Genomic DNA, 21,801 nt, shown 5'->3' on the forward strand with positions numbered 1-21,801 from the left:
TCAAATCCTCACTGAACCGCGCCCGCTGGCGTGTTCAACAACACAACGGCAGCAGTCACCAGCAAATTGATCAGGGTCAGCGGCAGGCAGAATCGCCAGCTGAAATCCATCACCTGGTCATACCGTGGACGCGGGATGGAAGCGCGCAGCAGGATGAACAGCATGATGAAGAACGCGGTCTTCAGGAAGAACCAGAAGAACGCCAGCTGCGGCAGGATGCCGAACGGACCGTGCCAGCCGCCGAAGAACAGCGTGACCAGCAGGGCCGAGATCAAGATGATGCCGATGTATTCACCAACGAAGAACATGCCCCATTTCATGCCGGCGTATTCAATGTGGTAACCGTCGGCCAGTTCCTGTTCCGCTTCCGGCTGGTCGAACGGGTGACGGTGAGTCACGGCGACGCCAGCGATGAAGAACGTACAGAAGCCGAAGAACTGCGGAATGATGAACCACAGGTTCTGCGCCTGGTACTCGACGATGTCGCGCATGTTGAACGAGCCCACCTGCACCACGATGCCCATCAGCGCGAGGCCCATGAACACTTCGTAGGACACGGTCTGGGCCGAGGCCCGCAAGCTGCCCAGCAGGGCGAACTTGTTGTTGCTCGACCAACCGGCGAACAGCACCGCGTAGACCGACAGGCCGGCCATGGCGAAGAAGAACAGCAAGCCGATGTTCAGGTCCGCCACGCCCCAGGTCGGGGTGATCGGGATGATTGCGAAGGCAATCAGCAAGGCGCTCATGGCCACGACCGGTGCCAGGGTGAAGATCACCTTGTCGGCAAACGGCGGGGTCCAGTCTTCCTTGAAGAACATTTTCAGCATGTCGGCGGCGATCTGGAACATACCAAACGGGCCAACGCGGTTCGGACCGTAACGGTCCTGCCACCAGCCCAGCAGGCGACGTTCGACGAAGCTGAGCAGGGCGCCCGCCACGACCACGGCCAACAGGATCACGATGGCCTTGACCACCGCGATGATCACGTCGATCACTTCAGGGGTGAACCAGGTCATTGAGCTGCCTCCTGCAGACCGTCAACGGTAAGGCCGAAGATCGCCGGAGGAATCCCCGCGAGGCCTTTTGGCAATGCAACCAGGCCAGCACCCAACTCTTCGTCGATGCGCAGCGGCAGACGCAGGGTCTTGCCGGCGACGTTCACGCTGAGCAGGGCACCGTCGTTGACGCCCAGGCGGTCGGCTTCGGACTTGGCTACGGACACGTAGGCGGCTGGAATGCGCTCTTGTACCGGCGCGGCTTTGGAAGAAGTCTCTTCGCTGCCGAACAGGTGGAAGAACGGCACAACCTGCCAGGTACCCTGGGCCGGGTTGAACGGACGCGGAACGCTGGCGAACCAGTTCAGCGAGTCACCGGTGCTTTCGATCAGGCGGGTGCCCGGGTCGCCGGCACGGATGTGGCCACCGACTTCGTCCTGGAACTTGTTCCAGGCCTGCGGCGAGTTCCAGCCCGGCGACCAGGCGAAAGGCACCTGCTGACGTGGCTCGACCGAACCCGAGTAACCTTCCATGGAGAAGGCAAACGCGGTGTCGTTGTCTTGCGGTGTACGTGGCTCATGCACGCTGATGTCAGCCCGCATGGCGGTACGACCGGAGTAACGCAACGGTTCACGGGCGAGTTTCATGCCCTTGATGCGGAACGCGGCGGACGGTGCAGCGTCGACGATGCGTGCCAGTTGCGGTGCAGCGGCAGCGGCGGCAGCGGTCACGTGGTCGAGCTGGGTCCAGTCGATCGGCTGGTTCAGCAGGGTAGCGCGCAGGGCATGCAGCCAGCGCCAGCCTTCGTGAACCAGGATGCTGGCGTCCATGTACTTCGGATCGAATACCTGGAAGAAGCGCTGGGCGCGGCCTTCCTGGCTGACCAGGGTACCGTCGCCTTCAGCAAAGCTGGCGGCGGGCAGTACCAGGTGGGCACGGTCGCTGGTGGCGGTTTTCTGGTGGTCGGCAACGATCACCACTTTGGCCGCGTTCAGCGCTGCGTCGACCTTGGCCGAATCAGTGCGGGTGTACAGGTCGTTTTCCAGTACCACGATCGCATCGCTGCTGCCGTCGGTCACGGCTTGCAGGGCGGCGTCCAGGGACTCGCCACCGAGCATGGCCAGGCCGAGGCTGTTGGCTTCCGGCACGATCAGGCTGATGGAACCGTTCTTCTCGCGCAGCTTCAAGGCTTTGGCAATGTTGGCAGCGGCTTCGATCAGCGCCTTGGAACCCAACGAGGTACCGGCAATGATCAATGGACGCTTGGCGGCCAGCAGGGCGTCGGCGATACGCTTGGCCAGTTCAGCGGCTTCAGCGTCCAGGCCTTCTACGGCAGGCGCGCTGGCGTCGAGGGCGTGGGCCACGGCGAAACCGATGCGGGCCAGGTCGTCAGGCGCGGCGTGTACGCATTCTTCTGCGATGTCGTCGAGCTTGGTGGCGGTCAGACTGGCGATAAACAGCGGGTTCAGCGCGTGCTGGCCGATGTTTTTCACCGCAGCGTCGAGCCATGGCTGGACGCGCATGGCGTCGGCCATGTCTTCGGCCTTGCCTTTTACCGACTGGCGCAGGGACAGGGCGACACGGGCAGCGGTCTGGGTCAGGTCTTCACCGAGGACGAAGATCGCGTCATGGTCTTCGATGTCGCGCATGTTCGGAACCGGCAGCGGGCTGTCGTTCAAGACTTGCAGCACGAGGCGGATGCGCTCCAGTTCACCGGCTTCGATACCCGAGTAGAAGTGCTCGGCACCCACCAGTTCGCGCAACGCGTAGTTGCTTTCGAGGCTGGCGCGGGGCGAACCGATACCGACGATGTTGCGACCGCGCAGCAGGTCAGCGGCTTTATCCAGTGCTTCGTCGAGGCTCAGCTTGGCGCCGTCGGCCAGCAGTGGCTGACGCGGGCGGTCTTCGCGGTTGACGTAGCCGTAGCCGAAACGGCCACGGTCGCACAGGAAGTACTGGTTGACCGAACCGTTGAAGCGGTTTTCGATCCGACGCAGTTCGCCGTAGCGTTCGCCCGGGGAGATGTTGCAACCGCTGGAGCAGCCATGGCAGATGCTCGGCGAGAACTGCATGTCCCACTTGCGGTTGTAGCGCTCGGAGTGAGTCTTGTCGGTGAACACACCGGTCGGGCAGACCTCGGTGAGGTTGCCGGAGAACTCGCTTTCCAGGGTGCCGTCTTCAACGCGACCGAAGTACACGTTGTCGTGGGCGCCAAACACACCGAGGTCGGTACCGCCGGCGTAGTCCTTATAGAAGCGCACGCAGCGGTAGCAAGCGATGCAGCGGTTCATCTCGTGGGAAATGAACGGGCCCAGTTGCTGGTTCTGGTGGGTACGCTTGGTGAAGCGATACCGGCGCTCGTTGTGGCCGGTCATCACGGTCATGTCTTGCAGGTGGCAGTGGCCGCCTTCCTCGCACACAGGGCAGTCGTGCGGGTGGTTGGTCATCAGCCATTCGACGACGCTGGCGCGAAACACTTTCGCTTCTTCGTCTTCGATGGAGATCCAGCTGCCGTCGGTGGCAGGGGTCATGCAGGACATGACGATACGACCACGGGTGTCGTTCTCGTCGGTGTACTGCTTGACCGCGCACTGGCGGCAAGCGCCAACGCTGCCAAGGGCGGGGTGCCAGCAGAAATATGGAATGTCGAGGCCTAGCGACAGACACGCCTGTAACAGGTTGTCTGCCCCATCGACTTCGAGCTCTTTGCCGTCTACGTGGATAGTGGCCATGGTTCAAAGTTCTTCGTTGGCCCGGTGTCAGCGGGCGTGGCTAATGGAATCTTGTTATTCATGTGCATCAACACAGCCTTGAAGGCGTCAGCACATGAGAAGGCGAAGGGCACGGACCCTTCGCCTTGTTAAGCGTTACGCGCCGACTACGATCGGCCTTGCCAGAGGCGGGACGGCGGCGCTGGTAGGCGCGATGCCGGCTTCGAACTCCGAGCGGAAGTATTTGATCGCGCTGCCCAATGGCTCCACGGCGCCCGGTGCGTGAGCACAGAAGGTCTTGCCTGGGCCGAGGAAACCGACCAGACCCAGCAGGGTCTCGATGTCGCCCTCGCGGCCTTCGCCGTTTTCCAGGGCCATCAGCAGCTTGACGCTCCATGGCAAACCGTCGCGGCACGGGGTGCAGAAGCCACAGGATTCGCGGGAGAAGAATTGCTCCATGTTGCGCAGCAACGACACCATGTTCACGGTGTTGTCCACGGCCATGGCCAGGCCGGTACCCATACGGGTGCCCACCTTGCCGATGCCGCCGGCGTACATTTGAGCGTCCAGGTGTTCTGGCAACAGGAAGCCGGTACCGGCGCCGCCTGGCTGCCAGGCCTTGAGGGTGTAGCCATCGCGCATGCCGCCGGCGTAGTCCTCGAACAGCTCGCGTGCGGTCACGCCGAAAGGCAGTTCCCACAGGCCCGGGTTCTTGACCTTGCCGGAGAAGCCCATGAGCTTGGTGCCCATGTCTTCGCTGCCTTCGCGGGCCAACGATTTGTACCACTCCACGCCGTCGCCGATGATTGCCGGCACGTTGCACAGGGTTTCAACGTTGTTCACGCAGGTCGGCTTGCCCCACACGCCCACGGCGGCAGGGAAGGGCGGCTTGGAACGCGGGTTGGCGCGGCGGCCTTCGAGGGAGTTGATCAGTGCGGTTTCTTCACCGCAGATATAACGCCCGGCGCCGGTGTGCACGAACAGTTCGAAGTCGAAACCCGAACCAAGGATGTTCTTGCCCAGCAGGCCAGCGGCCTTGGCTTCTTCCACGGCACGGTTCAGGTGCTTGGCGGCGGTAGTGTATTCGCCACGCAGGAAGATGTAGCCACGGTAGGTTTTCAGCGCGCGGGCACTGATCAGCATGCCTTCGATCAGCAGATGGGGCAGTTGCTCCATCAGCATGCGGTCTTTCCAGGTGTTCGGCTCCATTTCATCCGCGTTGCACAGCAGGTAGCGGATGTTGATGGATTCGTCTTTTGGCATCAGGCCCCACTTGACACCCGTGGGGAAGCCTGCACCGCCGCGGCCCTTAAGGCCTGCGTCTTTCACGGTCTGGACGATGTCGTCCTGGGCCATGTCGGCAAAGGCTTTGCGCGCGGCCGCGTAACCGTTCTTGGCCTGGTACTCGTCAAGCCATACAGGCTCGCCGTCGTCACGCAGGCGCCAGGTCAGCGGGTGAGTCTCGGCCGACCGCTTGATGCGGTTGGCAGGGCCGAAGGAAGTCAGGGTCATGGGTAGCCCTCGAGCAATTGGGTGACGCCAGCAGGCTGCACGTCGCCGAATGTGTCGTCGTCGATCATCAACGCCGGCGCCTTGTCACAGTTGCCCAGGCAGCACACCGGCAGTAGCGTGAAGCGCCCGTCCGGAGTGGTTTGGCCCAGGCCGATGCCCAGCTTGCTCTGGATCTCGCTGACCACGGACTCGTGGCCACCGATGTAGCAGACCATGCTGTCGCACACGCGAATGATGTGGCGGCCGACCGGCTGGCGGAAGATCTGGCTGTAGAACGTCGCCACGCCTTCAACGTCGCTGGCGGGGATGCCGAGGATCTCGCCGATGGCGTAGAGGGCGCCGTCCGGCACCCAGCCACGTTCCTTCTGGACGATCTTCAAGGCTTCGATCGACGCCGCGCGCGGGTCTTCGTAGTGATGCAGCTCGTGCTCAATGGCCGAGCGCTCGGTTTCACTCAAGGTGAAACGGTCTGTCTGGATAAGCGTGCTATTCATGCTTAGCGGTCCACGTCGGCCATAACGAAATCGATACTACCCAGGTACGCAATCAAGTCCGCGACCATTTCACCTTTGATCACCGAAGGGATCTGCTGCAGGTGCGGGAAGCTTGGCGTACGAATCCGGGTGCGGTAGCTCATGGTGCCGCCATCGCTCGTCAGGTAATAACTGTTGATACCCTTGGTCGCTTCGATCATCTGGAAGGATTCGTTGGCCGGCATCACCGGGCCCCACGAAACTTGCAGGAAGTGCGTGATCAGGGTTTCGATGTGTTGCAGCGTGCGCTCTTTCGGCGGCGGCGTGGTCAGCGGGTGATCCGCCTTGTACGGGCCTTCCGGCATGTTGCGCATGCACTGTTCGATGATCTTCAGGCTCTGGCGCATTTCTTCGACGCGCACGATGCAGCGGTCGTAGGCATCGCCGTTGGCCGCCAGCGGCACTTCGAATTCGAAGTTCTGGTAGCCGGAGTACGGGCGTGCTTTACGCAGGTCGAAATCGCAACCGGTGGAACGCAGGCCAGCACCGGTGACGCCCCATTCCAGGGCCTCTTTGGTGTTGTACTGGGCGACGCCGATGGTCCGGCCCTTGAGGATGCTGTTGTCCAGGGCGGCTTTCTGGTACTCGTCCAGACGCTTGGGCATCCAGTCGATGAATTCCTTGACCAGGCGTTCCCAGCCACGTGGCAGGTCGTGGGCGACGCCGCCGATGCGGTACCAGGCGGGGTGCAGGCGGAAACCGGTGATGGCTTCGATGACCTTGTACGCACGCTGACGGTCGGTGAAGGTGAAGAACACCGGGGTCATGGCGCCGACGTCCTGGATATAGGTACCCAGGAACAGCAGGTGGCTGGTGATCCGGAAGAACTCGGCCATCATGATGCGGATGGTGTCGACCTTGTCCGGCACCTTGATGCCGGCCAGCTTCTCGACCGAGAGCACGTACGGCAGGTTGTTCATCACGCCGCCGAGGTAGTCGATACGGTCGGTGTACGGGATGAAGCTGTGCCACGACTGACGCTCGGCCATCTTCTCGGCACCACGGTGGTGGTAGCCGATGTCCGGTACGCAGTCGACGATTTCTTCGCCGTCCAGTTGCAGGATGATGCGGAAGGCACCGTGAGCCGAAGGGTGGTTCGGGCCCAGGTTGAGGAACATGTAGTCCTCGTTGGTGCCGGAGCGCTTCATGCCCCAGTCTTCCGGACGGAAGCGCGCAGCCTCTTCTTCAAGCTGTTGCTTGGCGAGGGTCAGGCTGAATGGATCGAATTCGGTGGCGCGGGCAGGGAAGTCCTTGCGCAGCGGGTGACCTTCCCAGGTCGGCGGCATCATGATGCGCGACAGGTGCGGGTGGCCCGGGAAATCGATGCCGAACATGTCCCACACTTCACGCTCGTACCAGTTGGCGTTGGGCCAGATACCGGTCACGGTCGGAACGCTCAGGTCACTCTCGGAGAGGGCCACCTTGATCATCACGTCGCTGTTACGTTCCAGCGACATCAAGTGGTAGAACACGGTGAAGTCGGCGCCGCTCGGCAGCCCCTGGCGCTTGGTGCGCAGGCGCTCGTCCACGCCATGCAGGTCATAGAGCATGACGTACGGCTTGGGCAGGTTGCGCAGGAAGCTCAGGACTTCGACGAGCCTGGCACGCGCCACCCACAGCACCGGCATGCCGGTGCGTGTGGCCTGGGCGGTGAAGGCGTCAGGGCCAAAACGGTTGTTGAGTTCGACGACCACATCCTGGTCGTCTGCCTTATAAGGCGGGATGTACAGAGCACTGCCTGTAGTCATGGTTTTTTATCGCTTTCGGTCAACGTAAAGAATGAAGCCAGGTTTTCGTTCTATAAAAGAAGCGGTTCTGGATCAGACTTCGTCGGGGCTGCGCAGGTTGGTTACCTGAATACGCTGTTCGCGGCGCTGTTCCTTTTGTGACGGCATCTCGGCGCGGTATACGCCTTGATCTCCGACAACCCAGGAAAGTGGGCGACGCTCCTTGCCAATCGATTCCTGCAACAGCATCAAGCCTTGCAGAAATGCTTCAGGGCGGGGCGGGCAGCCAGGCACGTAGACGTCCACGGGCAGGAACTTGTCCACCCCCTGAACCACGGAGTAGATGTCGTACATGCCACCGGAGTTGGCGCACGAACCCATGGAGATAACCCACTTTGGTTCGAGCATTTGCTCGTAGAGACGCTGAATGATCGGCGCCATCTTGATAAAGCAGGTACCGGCGATAACCATGAAATCCGCCTGGCGCGGCGATGCCCGGATAACTTCGGCGCCAAAGCGCGCGATGTCGTGGGGCGCCGTGAAGGCGGTGGTCATTTCCACGTAGCAGCAGGACAGACCGAAGTTGTACGGCCACAGGGAGTTCTTACGTCCCCAGTTGACCGCGCCACTCAGCACGTCTTCCAGCTTGCCCATGTAGATGTTTTTGTGGACTTGGTCTTCTAACGGGTCGGAAACGGTTTCCCGTTCGCCGATTGGGTACTGCTCGTTAGGAGCATCCGGGTCGATCCTGGTGAGATTGTATTGCATCGCCAAAGCCTCATTGTTTCAGCTTCGCTTGCCGCTTGCGACGAGCTTCCGGAGCCCAGTCAAGGGCGCCCACTCGAAATAGGTAGACAAGGCCTGCCAACAGAATTGCTATGAAAACGAGGGCTTCGACGAATCCGGTCCAGCCGCTTTCGCGGACGGACACAGACCAGGCAAAGAGAAAAAGGGCTTCGATGTCGAAGATCACGAAGAGCATCGCGACCAGATAGAATTTGGCTGAGAGCCGCAAGCGGGCGCCACCTGTAGGTAGCATGCCGGACTCGAACGGTTCGTTTTTGCTGCGGCCCCAGGCTTTTGACCCGAGGAGGCTGGAGACGCCGAGCATGAAGGCGCAAAGGCCGACTACACCGAGGAGGAAAATGGCAAAGCCCCAGTTGTGGGCCATGAGTCCTGTCGCTTCGGTCATGCTGGAAATCCTTAACAGAGAGCAAAGGTCTCTGAGCTCGAAAAAGTAACGATGCAGTGACGATATGTCGCAGCGCAATCAATCGCGGTGATTTTATGGCTAAACACCGGGCAAGTAAAATTCCTATAGCGAAATTATTCGATGGAATAAGGACATAGTGCACCTTCTTGGGGCTGTAGCCCTTGTGCTGCGGGCATTAGCGGGCTTTTCACGAATTGTGTTTTGTTTAACCGGTAAAGAAGTTTTCATGCTCTAAATGATAATGAATATTGTTTGCGTGGGTTTTAAACAACTGTTCGGGGTTTAGCGCGGGAAGTTGTTGTTACTTGTGCGGGTGATGCTAGTTGGTAAAGCGGATCTTTTAACTGGTTTTGCAGATGGGAATAGCGCTCTGGATCAATGTTTTGATCGAAATCGGGTGGCGAGGGCGCGCAGGGGCACATATTCAAAAGCCCAATCAAAGGCTGGGCCAAGGCGCGTGCCGCTCTGCTTTCCTGTGGGAGCTGGCTTGGCTGCGATGGCATCGCCTCGGTGTATCGCAGAAACCGAGTTGTCGGCATCGCAGGCAAGCCAGCTCCTACAGTTGACCGTGGCTGCTCTCACACTCCAGTGCTTTTCAAGCGCCCAAAAAAACGCCCCGAACCAGTCGGGGCGTCAGATCGTGCGGCACTGCGGTTAGGTCTTCCGTGGGGCCGCAGTGGCCGTGTACTCAGTACTTAGTGGAACTGCTCTTCTTCGGTCGAACCGGTCAGCGCAGTCACGGACGAGGTGCCGCCCTGGATCACGGTGGTCATGTCGTCGAAGTAACCGGTGCCCACTTCCTGCTGGTGCGCCACAAAGGTGTAACCCTTGGCGGCGTCAGCGAATTCCTGCTCCTGCAGCTTCACGTAGGCAGTCATGTCGTTACGGGCGTAGTCATGCGCCAGGTTGAACATGCTGTGCCACATGTTGTGAATGCCGGCCAGGGTGATGAATTGGTGCTTGTAGCCCATGGCAGACAGTTCGCGCTGGAACTTGGCGATGGTCGCGTCGTCCAGGTTCTTCTTCCAGTTGAAGGAAGGCGAGCAGTTGTAGGACAGCAGTTGATCCGGGTATTCCTTCTTGATGGCTTCGGCAAAGCGGCGGGCTTCGTCCAGGTCCGGCTTGGCGGTTTCGCACCAGATCAGGTCGGCGTACGGCGCGTAGGCCAGGCCACGAGCGATCGCCTGGTCGAGACCGGCGCGCACTTTATAGAAACCTTCCTGGGTACGTTCGCCAGTCACGAACGGCTGGTCGTACGGGTCGCAATCCGAGGTCAGCAAATCAGCCGCGTTGGCATCGGTACGGGCCAGGATGATGGTCGGAGTGCCAGCAACGTCAGCAGCCAGACGAGCAGCCGTCAGCTTTTGAACAGCTTCCTGGGTTGGAACCAGTACCTTGCCGCCCATGTGGCCGCATTTCTTCACCGAAGCCAGCTGGTCTTCGAAGTGAACGCCGGCAGCGCCTGCCTCGATCATGCTCTTCATCAGCTCGTAGGCGTTCAGTACGCCACCGAAACCGGCTTCAGCGTCTGCAACGATCGGTGCGAAGTAGTCGATGTAGCCTTCATCGCCCGGGCCTTTACCGGCTTTCCACTGGATCTGGTCGGCACGGCGGAACGAGTTGTTGATGCGCTTGACCACGGTTGGCACGGAGTCCACCGGGTACAGCGATTGGTCGGGGTACATGGATTCAGCGGAGTTGTTGTCCGCTGCCACTTGCCAGCCAGACAGGTAGATCGCCTGGATACCGGCTTTGACCTGTTGAACCGCTTGGCCGCCAGTCAGGGCGCCCATGCAGTTGACGAAATCTTTTTCGGGACGGAAGGACGGCTTGGCACCCTGGGTGACCAGCTTCCACAGCTTCTCGGCGCCGAGTTTTGCAAAGGTGTGCTCAGGTTGAACCGAGCCACGCAGGCGGACGACGTCAGCAGCGGAATAAGCGCGGGTCACGCCTTTCCAGCGTGGGTTTTCAGCCCAGTCTTTTTCAAGGGCTGCAATTTGCTGTTCGCGTGTCAGTGCCATGGGGAAAAACCTCGTCGCATAGGTCTAGGTGGAAAATTCCATTTGCCAGCCACGTATCAGTGCGTGGTTATGGCTGCTCGCTGACCAGAAGCTTAGGCGGTCAAGTCAGGCTCGGCGGGGAAGGCGACGGGATGAACGAGTGGCTCAAGGGGGAGTTGAGCAGGTAAGGGCGAACTGCGAACAGTCTTCGGGCGTCGTGGGCCTTTGTACGATCCATCAGTGTGTTGCCGGGTTACCTGGTTAGCTTCCGTCCCTCGGGACAACTTCGTTCCAGTCGCAACCTCGTCAAACACACCTTGTGGGCGGTACAGACACGAATCGGCTCAGGTGGGTGGCTTTGAGCGACGATCCGAAGGCCCTTGCCAGGGCCCCTGATTAGCGGGAGCGAGGCCATCATGCCCATGCTTTTTTGGATCGTCAAATGTTTTGTAGTGCTTTTTTTAAAGCACTACATCTTTAGTCTAATACGACTCGCCAGTCAGTTTTTGGTGCTTCAGTTCAGCGTGTCGACTTTGACCCGCAATGTCAGGTCATCGCGCCCTTGAGTAGAGTAGCTGCGGGTTGTAGTGCTTTTGTCGGCCTGGGTCTGGCGGTTGATCCCGGCCAGGGTGATCCACTCGCCCAGGCGTCCGCTGACAGTTGTGTCGGTACTTTGAACGCTCACTACATCGGGACGTTCCTGGCTCATGCGGTCACGATTGGTACTGATGCTCAGGTGAACGGTCTCGCCGGTGACGCTGGCCGTCACGTAGAAACCCTGGGTTACGTTGCGATACTGGGTCTGGTTCTGCGGGCGGCCGTAGGCATCGGGCTGGGTGGTGGTGAGGGGCACGCTCTGGCCGACCTGGATCAGCGCGGGCACGCCTTCGCTGGCCTGGATCTGCTGGATCCCGCCGTCACGGCTTTCGGTGCTGTAGGTGATGACCTGTGTTTGATTGTTGCCGTTGCTCTGCTGGTTGTTTTCGTTGGTGTCGACGGTGATCAACAGGCGTTTGGAAGGCGTATCCAGTTGCGCGAGCAGGGCGCGCAGGCCCTGGATCTTGTCGGGCTCGGCATTCACGATCAGTTGGTTGCCGTAGGCGCTGACGGTGCCGTCCTTGCCGATAAAGTTCTGCGCCACCGGCAGCAGGTCGGCGCTGGTGCGGTTGCTCAGGGGCACGACTTCGGTGGCGGCCATCACCGAGAAACTGGTGGCCAGGAGCAACAGGGTGAGCAGGGTGCGTAGGGACATGTCCGTTATCTCTGCGAGTCATTTAGGCTAGATATTGCCAGTTTGTCGGCTTGGCGGGGCGCAAGTTGAATCCTGGACGGCAAAAGGCCCTGGCATCGGGGGATGGCAGGGCCTTTTGAGGTGTTGCTGATGGCGCCTTCGCGAGCAAGCCCGCTCCCACATTTGACCTCATTCCAAAGGATGTACTGGATCGAATGTGGGAGCTGGCTTGCCTGCGAGGGGCGCGGCGCGGTCTCGGATCAGCCCTCGCGCACCATATCAACGTGAGGAATCCCGACTTCCAGGAACTCATCGCTGACAATCTTGAAGCCCAGGCGCTCATAAAACGGCGCCGCATGGACCTGTGCACTGAGGATCTGCCGGGTCTGGCCGCGTTTCTCGGCCACGCCGATCACCGCTTCCATCAGCTTGTCGCCGACCTTCAGGCCGCGCCAGTCCTTGAGAACCGACACGCGGCCGATCTCGCCGGTAGGCAGCAGGCGTGCAGTACCGATGGGAAAGTCGCCTTCGAACGCCAGGAAATGCACGGCACTCGCGTCGTCTGCATCCCATTCCAGCTCCGGTGGAACCGATTGTTCAGCGATAAATACCGCTTCACGAATGCGCCGTATCTCGGCGATATCCTTTTGCCAGTCAGCGACACTTACGTGAATCTTATTCATCGGCAAACCCCAGGCTTCCTTGCTTGACCAGTTCCCACAGCAGGGCGCAGCCATCTTCATCCGCCAGCCATGGGCCGAGGTTGTCGATGTGCAGGGCGTCGGCGGCGCACACCAGCTTCAGCAGTTCCCGCAGCTTGCCCGGCAACAGGCGGCTCTGGCCGCTGGCGAACAGCAGCAGGTCGTCGTCGACTTCGGACCAGGCCAGGCGGGCGCTCGGGTTGCGGATCAGCACGGCGCCGTTTTCCAGGCTGCCCAGCAGGTCTTCTTCTTCCACTTCCGGGCCGGCGACCAGTTCCGGGTAGCGCGGCTCGGTCATGAACTGGCCGAACCAGGTCAGCAGCATGCGCTCGTCGCTCATGTGCTCGGCCAACAGGCTTTTCAGGCGGTCGAGGGCGTCGCCCTGGATCTGGTGCGGGTCGCTGACCGGCTGGGCATCGGCGTCGGTGTAGCGCTCTTCGTCAGTCAGGTACTGGCTGAGGAAGTCGGTGAAGTGGGTCAGCACTTCAGCGGCGCTCGGGGCGCGGAAGCCTACGGAGTAGGTCATGCAATCATCCACGGCCACGCCGCAGTGGGCCAGGCGGGGCGGCAGGTAGAGCATGTCGCCCGGTTCCAGCACCCATTCGGCGGTCTCTTCGAATTCAGCGAGGATGCGCAGGTCCGCGTGTTGCAGCAGCGGGCTTTCGGAGTTGCACATCTGGCCGATCTTCCAGTTGCGCTTGCCGGAACCTTGCAGCAGGAACACGTCGTAGTTGTCGAAGTGCGGGCCCACGCTGCCACCCGGGGCGGCGTAGCTGATCATCACATCGTCAATGCGCCAGCTTGGCAGGAAGCGGAAGTTTTCCAGCAGTTCGGCCACTTCCGGCACGAACTGGTCGACCGCCTGCACCAGCAGGGTCCACTCGCGCTCGGGCAGGGTGCTGAAGGCATCTTCGGCGAACGGGCCGCGGCGCAACTCCCACGGGCGTTCGCCGTGTTCGATGATCAGGCGCGACTCGACTTCTTCTTCCAGCGCCAGGCCGGCCAGTTCGTCGGCGTCGATCGGGCTTTCGAAGTCAGGGATGGCCTGGCGGATCAGCAGGGGTTTTTTCTGCCAGTAGTCGCGCAGGAATTCCCGTGCCGTGATGCCGCCCAGAAGTTGAAGAGGAATGTCAGGATTCATGTGTAACCTATTGAAAAAAAGCACTTTTCAGACGGGAATAAAAACGCCCGGCGCTGCCGGGCGTCTCAAGGGGTCAAGCTTCTATCAGATGCGTTTGGCTTGAGCCACAGCGTTGCCGATGTAGTTGGCCGGGGTGAGCAGTTTCAGCTCGGCCTTGGCGGCGGCTGGCATGTCCAGGCCGTCAATGAAAGTTTGCAGCGCTTCGGAGGTGATGCCCTTGCCGCGGGTCAGCTCTTTGAGCTTCTCGTACGGGTTTTCGATGTTATAGCGGCGCATCACGGTCTGGATCGGCTCGGCCAGGACTTCCCAGCAAGCGTCCAGGTCGGCGGCGATCTTCTGCTCGTTGAGCTCCAGTTTGCTGATGCCTTTGAGGCTGGCTTCGTACGCGATCACGCTGTGGGCGAAGCCCACGCCGAGGTTGCGCAGTACGGTGGAGTCGGTCAGGTCGCGCTGCCAGCGGGAGATTGGCAACTTGCTGGCCAGGTGCTGGAACAGGGCGTTGGCGATCCCGAGGTTGCCTTCGGAGTTTTCGAAGTCGATCGGGTTGACCTTGTGCGGCATGGTCGATGAACCGATTTCGCCGGCAATGGTGCGCTGCTTGAAGTAGCCCAGGGAGATGTAGCCCCAGATATCGCGATCGAAGTCGATCAGGATGGTGTTGAAGCGCGCAATCGCGTCGAACAGCTCGGCGATGTAGTCGTGGGGTTCGATTTGCGTGGTGTACGGGTTGAAACCCAGGCCCAGTTCGTCTTCGATGAAGGCGCGGGCGTTTTCTTCCCAGTCGATCTCAGGATAGGCTGACAGGTGGGCGTTGTAGTTGCCTACGGCGCCGTTGATCTTGCCCAGCAGCGGTACGGCCGCGACTTGAGCGATCTGGCGCTCCAGGCGGTACACCACGTTGGCCAGTTCTTTACCCAGGGTGGTCGGCGAAGCCGGCTGGCCGTGGGTGCGCGACAGCATCGGAACGTCGGCGAAACGGATCGCCAGTTCGCGGATGGCGTCGGCAGTCTGGCGCATCAGTGGCAGCATCACGTCATCACGGCCTTCGCGCAGCATCAGGGCGTGGGACAGGTTGTTGATGTCCTCGCTGGTGCAGGCAAAGTGGATGAACTCGCTGACCTTGGCCAGTTCCGGCAGCTTGGCCGCTTGCTCTTTGAGCAGGTATTCGATGGCTTTAACGTCGTGGTTGGTGGTGCGCTCGATCTCTTTGACACGCTCGGCGTGCTCCAGAGCGAAGTTTTCCGCCAGGGCGTTCAGCACAGCGTTGGCTTCGGCAGAGAACGCCGGCACTTCGCTGATGCCAGGGTGAGCGGCCAGGCGCTGGAGCCAGCGCACTTCAACCAGAACACGAGCACGGATCAAGCCGTATTCGCTGAAAATAGGGCGCAGGGCCTGGGTTTTGCCGGCGTAGCGGCCGTCAACAGGGGAAACCGCAGTGAGCGAAGAAAGCTGCATGGGGTGTTCTCGGACAGTCGGGCAACGAAATGGGGCGCGTATCATACATGAAAAAATCCGCCGGTCCGTTGCCAACTGACCGGCGTATTACGCGTGGGGCTATAAAAAATCGGTTGCTGCGACTTATTCGTTGCGCATCAACGGGTAAAGCTCTTTCAGCAATTTGCGTCGGCTGACCACCAACTGCCAGCGATGACCGCCCAATTGGCGCCATAACCGCGCCGAACGAATACCGGCCAACAGCAGGGCGCGGATTTTCGAGGCGTTGTTTGGTTGTTGCAGGTTGCGCATATCGCCGTGCACCTGGATCCGCTGGCGCAAGGTGCTCAGGGTGTCCTGGTACAGGGCGCCACAGGCTGCGATCACGTTTTCGTGGGCCGGGCCAAAATGCTCGACCTGGGACTGGATCTGCGGCAGGCGCTTGCCGATGGTGTCCAGCAGGTCGTCGCGCTTGGCCAATTGGCGCTCCAGGCCGAGCATCGACAGGGCGTAGCGCAGCGGCTCGCGCTGCAAGGTGCTTGGGTCGCGCTCGAGGGCGCCGACCAGTGCGCGATAACCTTCGCGCAGGGCCAGGTCGTCGCCGCCGTACACTTCCAGGGTGTCCTTCGGGTCGCGGATCAGCAGGCTGCCGAGCATGCAGGTCAGGCCTGCCTCGGTGACCTGGCCGGTCTTGGCGATCTTGTCCACCAGCACCGCGGCGAGAAACACGCCGCCCAGTGCCGTCAGTTGCTCCTGGGTCGGGCTCATGCCTGGCTGCTCCAGGGTTCGGCAACTTCGATCACACCGCCCCCCAGGCAAATCTCTCCGTCATAGAACACTACCGATTGGCCGGGCGTTACGGCGCGCTGCGGGTCGTCGAAGGTGGCGCGATAGCCGGTGGCGGTTTTTTCCAGCGTGCAGGGCTGGTCGCTCTGGCGATAGCGCACTTTGGCCGTCAGGCGGCGCGGGCTGCTGAGGTCCACCGGGTTGACCCAGTAGATGTCCGAGGCCAGCAGGGCACGGGAGAACAGCCATGGGTGGTCATTGCCCTGGCCCACGATCAGCTCGTTGTGCTCCAGGTCCTTGACCAGCACGTACCACGGCTCTTCGCCGGCGTCTTTCAAGCCGCCGATGCCCAGGCCCTGGCGCTGGCCGATGGTGTGGTACATCAAGCCGTGGTGACGGCCGATGATCTCGCCTTCGGTGGTCTTGATCTCGCCCGGTTGCGCCGGCAGGTACTGTTTGAGGAAGTCGCTGAAACGGCGCTCGCCGATAAAGCAGATCCCGGTGGAATCCTTCTTCTTGGCGGTGGCCAGGCCGTGTTTCTCGGCAATGGCGCGCACTTCGGGTTTTTCCAGCTCGCCCACCGGGAACAGGGTCTTGGCGATCTGTTCGCCGCCGACGGCGTGCAGGAAGTAGCTCTGGTCCTTGTTGGCGTCCAGGCCCTTGAGCAGCTCGGTGCGGCCATCGATGTCGCGACGGCGCACGTAGTGGCCCGTAGCAATCAGGTCGGCACCGAGGATCATCGCGTAGTCGAGGAACGCCTTGAACTTGATCTCGCGGTTACACAGGATGTCCGGGTTCGGCGTGCGACCGGCCTTGTATTCGGCCAGGAAGTGCTCGAACACGTTGTCCCAGTACTCGGCGGCGAAGTTGGCGGTGTGCAGCTTGATGCCGATTTTGTCGCAGACGGCCTGGGCATCCGCCAGGTCGTCCATGGCGGTGCAATATTCCGTTCCATCGTCTTCTTCCCAGTTCTTCATGAACAGGCCTTCCACCTCATAACCCTGCTCCATGAGCAGAACGGCGGAAACGGAAGAATCCACGCCGCCGGACATACCGACGATGACGCGCTTCTTTTGTGTGTCAGAAGGGGCTGGATCACGCATAGGATTTCAACGGGAGTCTTTAAAAAGGACGCGATTCTAGCAGGCTCGCGTCTGCAAGGCTAAAGAGAAGGGCGGATCAATTCGAGGCTGTGGCGTTGGCCGGCCAGATAATCGTCGATGCAGCGGATAATCAGCTCGCTGCGCCAGTCTTCGCGCAGGGCCATCAATTCGTCACGGGTCAGCCAGAGGGCGCGCAGAATACCGTCGTCCAGTGGGTAGTCGGGGTGGTGTTGCAGGGCCTTGGCGATGAAGCATACGCGCTGATAGGTCACGCCATTGCTGGGAGCGGTGTACAGGTAAATCCCGACAACCCCGGTGGCTTCGACGTCCCAGCCGGTCTCTTCGAGGGTTTCGCGCACGGCGGCCTCGGTCAGGGTTTCGTTCGGGTCGAGGTGGCCGGCGGGCTGGTTGAGCACGGCGCGGCCGCCCTTGAGTTCTTCGACCATCAGGAAGCGGCCGTTGTCTTCGACGATGGTGGCGACGGTGATGTGAGGTAGCCAGGTCATAAAGTGCCTCGATTCAAGGTGTAACGCTGTGTTCAGGCGCGATTGCATTCAGTGTGGGAACGGGCTTGCTCGCGAATACGGCGTGTCAGTTAAAGAGGTATTGACTGATCCACCGCATTCGCGAGCAAGCCCGCTCCCACATTTTGATTGGGTTTCTTCAATAAAAGCGCCATGTCCAGAAACAGAAACCCCGGCACAGGGCCGGGGCTTCTTTGCATCCTTACAACCTTACACCAGCGCAGCGATTGCCGCGTTGAGGGTGGCGCTTGGGCGCATGGCCTTGCTGGTCAGCTCGGCGTTCGGTGCGTAGTAGCCACCGATGTCCACTGGCTTGCCCTGGACAGCGTTGAGCTCGGCAACGATGGTTGCCTCATTCGCGGTCAGGGTCTTGGCCAGTTCGCCAAACTGCGCTTGCAGTGCAGTGTCTTCGGTCTGGGCCGCCAGGGCTTGAGCCCAGTACAGCGCCAGGTAGAAGTGGCTGCCGCGGTTGTCGATGTTGCCGACTTTGCGCGATGGCGACTTGTTGTTGTCGAGGAACTGGCCGGTGGCCTGGTCCAGGGTCTTGGACAGTACCAGGGCTTTCGGGTTGTTGTACGTCACACCCAAATGCTCGAGGGATGCGGCCAGAGCGAGGAACTCGCCCAGGGAATCCCAGCGCAGGAAGTTCTCTTCAACCAGTTGCTGCACATGCTTCGGAGCCGAGCCGCCAGCGCCGGTTTCGAACAGGCCGCCACCGTTCATCAGCGGCACGATCGACAGCATCTTGGCGCTGGTGCCCAGTTCCATGATCGGGAACAGGTCGGTCAGGTAGTCGCGCAGAACGTTGCCGGTCACCGAGATGGTGTCCAGGCCCTTGCGGGTGCGCTCCAGGGTGAACTTCATCGCGTCGACTGGCGACATGATGCGGATGTCCAGGCCTTCGGTGTTGTGGTCTTTCAGGTAAGCCTGAACTTTCTCGACCACGACGCCGTCGTGCGCGCGCTGTGGGTCCAGCCAGAAGATGGCCGGGGTGTTGCTGGCGCGGGCGCGGTTGACGGCCAGTTTGACCCAGTCCTGGATCGGCGCGTCTTTGGTCTGGCACATGCGGAAGATGTCGCCGGCTTCAACAGCCTGTTCCATCAGCAGGTTGCCCTTGCTGTCGGTGACGCGGACTACGCCGTCAGCCTTGATCTGGAAGGTCTTGTCGTGGGAGCCGTACTCTTCGGCTTTTTTCGCCATCAGGCCAACGTTTGGCACGCTGCCCATGGTGGTTGGGTCGAAGGCGCCATTGGCCTTGCAGTCTTCGATCACTGCCTGGTAGATAGTGGCGTAGCAGCGATCCGGGATCACAGCCTTGGTTTCGTGCAGCTGGCCGTCGGTGCCCCACATCTTGCCGGAGTCACGGATCATGGCAGGCATCGATGCGTCGACGATGACGTCGCTCGGCACGTGCAGGTTGGTGATGCCTTTGTCGGAGTTGACCATCGCCAGGGAAGGGCGAGCAGCGTATACCGCCTGGATGTCGGCTTCGATCTGCGCTTGCTGATCGGCCGGCAGGGCCTTGATGCGAGCGTACAGGTCGCCGATGCCGTTGTTCAGGTTGAAGCCGATCTGCTCCAGCACCACAGCGTGCTTGGCCAGTGCGTCTTTATAGAACTCGGCAACGATCTGGCCGAACATGATCGGGTCGGAAACCTTCATCATGGTGGCTTTCAGGTGAACCGACAGCAGCACGCCTTGTTTCTTGGCGTCTTCGATTTCAGCGGCGATGAAGCTGCGCAGGGCTTTCTTGCTTAGCACGGCGGTGTCGATGATCTCGCCAGCTTGTACGCTGGTTTTTTCCTTCAGGACGGTAGCGGTACCGTCCTTGGCGATCAGTTCGATCTTGACGGCATCAGCGCCTTCGATCTGAACGGCTTTCTCGCTGCCGTAGAAGTCGCCGGTGCTCATGTGGGCAACGTGGGACTTGGAGTCGGCAGCCCAGGCGCCCATTTTGTGCGGGTGCTTGCGAGCGTAGTTCTTGACCGACAGCGGGGCGCGGCGGTCGGAGTTGCCTTCGCGCAGTACCGGGTTCACGGCGCTGCCCTTGACCTTGTCGTAACGTGCACGGGTTTCTTTTTCCGCGTCGGTGGTTACGGTTTCCGGGTAGTCCGGCAGGGCGTAGCCCTGGGCCTGCAGTTCCTTGATCGCAGCTTGCAGCTGAGGGGTCGAGGCACTGATGTTCGGCAGCTTGATGATGTTGGCTTCAGGGGTAACGGCCAGGTCGCCCAGTTCGGCGAGGTGGTCCGGCACGGCCTTGGCGCCCAGTTGCTCGGGGAAGCTTGCGAGGATGCGCGCGGCCAGGGAAATGTCGCGGGTTTCCACGGCAATATCAGCGGAAGCGGTGAAGGCCTCTACGATAGGCAGCAGTGAATAGGTGGCGAGGGCTGGTGCTTCGTCGGTGAAGGTGTAGATGATCTTCGAGCGGGTGGGCATATTCGGATTAACTCTCTTCTTTGCTGAAAGCATGCGCAGAAACTCGAGATGCGCCGGGTAAAGCGCGTTCGTTCAAAGTCATCCATGAGCGAAATGTCGAAGTTTCTTCGCGGTGATGTTGGGTTGCATCAGTCGAGCGTCAAGCGGGTGAGCTACTGTAGTAGCTCGGCTTTTCTGGCGGAGGGCGTCTGTCTAGAGCGGTCGGCCGTCGTGACTCTTTGGTCAGCGGCGGCATTATACATAGGTCGCTATGCTTACGCCGAGCCTTCATACAAAAGGTGTGTCGTCCATTGGTCTAAAGGTCGCAGGCAGCGGGTTGCGCCTAAAGTCGCATGATGTGCTCAAGATTGGCGCTTTTCCCTTTGCTTTCAAGCTTGTAGGCCGCTAAATGTGCTGTTTTCGACGCAAATGTGCAGGGCCTGAGGTTTCAGTCCTCATTTATCTGGAGTAGGCTCGAACGCAGCCAGATGTTCAATCCATAGATGGAGTTCAGCATGGGATACAAGAAGATTCAGGTTCCGGCAGTCGGCGACAAAATCACCGTCAATGCAGACCATTCTCTCAATGTTCCTGACAACCCGATCATCCCCTTCATCGAGGGTGACGGTATTGGCGTCGACATCAGCCCGGTGATGATCAAGGTGGTCGATGCAGCTGTTAACAAGGCTTATGGCGGCAAGCGCAAAATCTCCTGGATGGAGGTGTATGCCGGCGAAAAGGCCACCCAGGTTTACGACCAGGACACCTGGCTGCCCCAGGAAACCCTGGATGCGGTCAAGGACTACGTGGTTTCCATCAAGGGCCCGCTGACCACCCCAGTCGGTGGCGGTATCCGTTCGCTGAACGTGGCCCTGCGCCAACAGCTCGACCTTTATGTGTGCCTGCGCCCGGTGCGCTGGTTCGAAGGCGTGCCAAGCCCGGTCAAGAAGCCAGGCGATGTGGACATGACCATCTTCCGCGAGAACTCCGAGGATATTTACGCCGGCATCGAGTGGAAAGCCGGCTCCCCGGAAGCGATCAAGGTCATCAAGTTCCTGAAGGAAGAGATGGGCGTCACCAAGATCCGTTTCGACCAGAACTGCGGGATCGGCATCAAGCCGGTGTCCCTGGAAGGCACCAAGCGCCTGGCGCGCAAGGCCTTGCAGTATGTCGTGGATAACGACCGCGACTCGCTGACCATTGTGCACAAAGGCAACATCATGAAGTTCACCGAAGGTGCCTTCAAGGAATGGGCCTACGAAGTGGCGGCCGAAGAGTTCGGTGCGACCCTGTTGGATGGCGGCCCGTGGATGCAATTCAAGAACCCGCGCACCGGCAAGAATGTGGTGGTCAAGGACGCCATTGCCGACGCCATGCTCCAGCAGATCCTGCTGCGCCCGGCCGAATACGACGTGATCGCCACCCTTAACCTTAACGGTGACTATCTGTCCGACGCCCTGGCGGCGGAAGTGGGCGGTATCGGTATTGCGCCGGGCGCCAACCTGTCCGACACCGTGGCGATGTTCGAAGCCACCCACGGTACTGCGCCGAAGTATGCCGGCAAGGACCAGGTCAACCCGGGTTCGCTGATCCTGTCGGCGGAAATGATGTTGCGCCACATGGGCTGGACCGAAGCGGCGGACCTGATCATCAAGGGTACCAACGGCGCCATTTCGGCCAAGACCGTGACCTATGACTTCCACCGCTTGATGGACGGCGCCAAGTTGCTGTCGTCGTCGGCGTTCGGGGATGCGCTGATTTCGCATATGTAAGCT

17 protein-coding genes are annotated in these 21,801 nt (G+C 60.6%); 1 reads left to right on the forward strand and 16 read right to left on the reverse strand.

Annotated features, from left to right (window positions below):
* Positions 1–8: 8 nt before the first annotated feature.
* The 16 genes from nuoH to HX818_RS11885 all read right to left on the reverse strand — a co-directional run bounded on the left by nuoH (position 9) and on the right by HX818_RS11885 (position 20,047).
* On the reverse strand, positions 9–1,016 hold the full coding sequence (nuoH, locus tag HX818_RS11810) for an NADH-quinone oxidoreductase subunit NuoH (protein ID WP_003219563.1): 1,008 nt from the start codon (positions 1,014–1,016) through the stop codon (positions 9–11).
* Positions 1,013–3,727: an NADH-quinone oxidoreductase subunit NuoG gene (nuoG, locus tag HX818_RS11815; protein WP_003219564.1), complete on the reverse strand. Its 2,715-nt coding sequence runs from the start codon at positions 3,725–3,727 to the stop codon at positions 1,013–1,015. Before nuoG ends, nuoH begins: the two co-directional genes overlap by 4 nt.
* 135 nt (positions 3,728–3,862) lie before the next feature.
* Positions 3,863–5,218, reverse strand: coding sequence for an NADH-quinone oxidoreductase subunit NuoF (gene nuoF / locus HX818_RS11820; RefSeq protein ID WP_003219566.1), 1,356 nt, complete (start codon positions 5,216–5,218; stop codon positions 3,863–3,865).
* Positions 5,215–5,712 (reverse strand): NADH-quinone oxidoreductase subunit NuoE, encoded by a 498-nt coding sequence (gene nuoE / locus HX818_RS11825; protein ID WP_003219568.1) that lies wholly within the window; start codon positions 5,710–5,712, stop codon positions 5,215–5,217. The genes nuoF and nuoE overlap by 4 nt, the downstream gene beginning before the upstream one ends.
* A gap of 2 nt (positions 5,713–5,714) precedes the next feature.
* On the reverse strand, positions 5,715–7,499 hold the full coding sequence (gene nuoC / locus HX818_RS11830; protein ID WP_003219570.1) for an NADH-quinone oxidoreductase subunit C/D: 1,785 nt from the start codon (positions 7,497–7,499) through the stop codon (positions 5,715–5,717).
* A gap of 72 nt (positions 7,500–7,571) precedes the next feature.
* Positions 7,572–8,246, reverse strand: coding sequence for an NADH-quinone oxidoreductase subunit B family protein (locus HX818_RS11835; RefSeq protein ID WP_003219572.1), 675 nt, complete (start codon positions 8,244–8,246; stop codon positions 7,572–7,574).
* A 10-nt stretch (positions 8,247–8,256) separates the two neighbouring features.
* Complete coding sequence (locus HX818_RS11840; RefSeq protein ID WP_003219575.1) at positions 8,257–8,670, reverse strand: NADH-quinone oxidoreductase subunit A; 414 nt, start codon at positions 8,668–8,670, stop codon at positions 8,257–8,259.
* A 716-nt stretch (positions 8,671–9,386) separates the two neighbouring features.
* Positions 9,387–10,712, reverse strand: a complete 1,326-nt coding sequence (gene aceA / locus HX818_RS11845; protein WP_003219577.1) for an isocitrate lyase — start codon at positions 10,710–10,712, stop codon at positions 9,387–9,389.
* Positions 10,713–11,205: 493 nt separating this feature from the next.
* Complete coding sequence (locus HX818_RS11850; protein WP_177020159.1) at positions 11,206–11,943, reverse strand: secretin N-terminal domain-containing protein; 738 nt, start codon at positions 11,941–11,943, stop codon at positions 11,206–11,208.
* A gap of 239 nt (positions 11,944–12,182) precedes the next feature.
* The gene (locus HX818_RS11855; protein ID WP_003219580.1) at positions 12,183–12,605 is read right to left on the reverse strand and encodes a GNAT family N-acetyltransferase; all 423 of its coding nucleotides are present in this window, start codon (positions 12,603–12,605) and stop codon (positions 12,183–12,185) included.
* Positions 12,598–13,764 (reverse strand): cupin domain-containing protein, encoded by a 1,167-nt coding sequence (locus HX818_RS11860; protein WP_003219582.1) that lies wholly within the window; start codon positions 13,762–13,764, stop codon positions 12,598–12,600. The genes HX818_RS11855 and HX818_RS11860 overlap by 8 nt, the downstream gene beginning before the upstream one ends.
* A gap of 84 nt (positions 13,765–13,848) precedes the next feature.
* Positions 13,849–15,219, reverse strand: coding sequence for an adenylosuccinate lyase (gene purB, locus HX818_RS11865; RefSeq protein WP_003219584.1), 1,371 nt, complete (start codon positions 15,217–15,219; stop codon positions 13,849–13,851).
* Positions 15,220–15,342: 123 nt separating this feature from the next.
* Complete coding sequence (gene hflD, locus HX818_RS11870; RefSeq protein WP_003219586.1) at positions 15,343–15,966, reverse strand: high frequency lysogenization protein HflD; 624 nt, start codon at positions 15,964–15,966, stop codon at positions 15,343–15,345.
* Entirely contained in the window at positions 15,963–17,087 is a 1,125-nt protein-coding gene (gene mnmA, locus HX818_RS11875; protein WP_003219588.1) for a tRNA 2-thiouridine(34) synthase MnmA, read from the reverse strand. Before mnmA ends, hflD begins: the two co-directional genes overlap by 4 nt.
* Positions 17,088–17,146: 59 nt before the next feature.
* The gene (locus HX818_RS11880) at positions 17,147–17,593 is read right to left on the reverse strand and encodes an NUDIX hydrolase (RefSeq protein ID WP_177020160.1); all 447 of its coding nucleotides are present in this window, start codon (positions 17,591–17,593) and stop codon (positions 17,147–17,149) included.
* A gap of 228 nt (positions 17,594–17,821) precedes the next feature.
* The gene (locus HX818_RS11885) at positions 17,822–20,047 is read right to left on the reverse strand and encodes an NADP-dependent isocitrate dehydrogenase (RefSeq protein WP_177020161.1); all 2,226 of its coding nucleotides are present in this window, start codon (positions 20,045–20,047) and stop codon (positions 17,822–17,824) included.
* Between the two features lie 494 nt (positions 20,048–20,541).
* Here HX818_RS11885 and icd point away from each other — a divergent pair, with 494 nt between their 5' ends.
* Positions 20,542–21,798 carry an NADP-dependent isocitrate dehydrogenase gene (gene icd, locus HX818_RS11890; protein WP_003219599.1) on the forward strand — a complete coding sequence of 419 codons (1,257 nt, stop codon included), beginning with the start codon at positions 20,542–20,544 and terminating at the stop codon, positions 21,796–21,798.
* Positions 21,799–21,801 lie beyond the last annotated feature (3 nt).

The organism is Pseudomonas sp. F9001 (assembly GCF_013385435.1).
In the GTDB taxonomy this organism is placed as follows: domain Bacteria; phylum Pseudomonadota; class Gammaproteobacteria; order Pseudomonadales; family Pseudomonadaceae; genus Aquipseudomonas.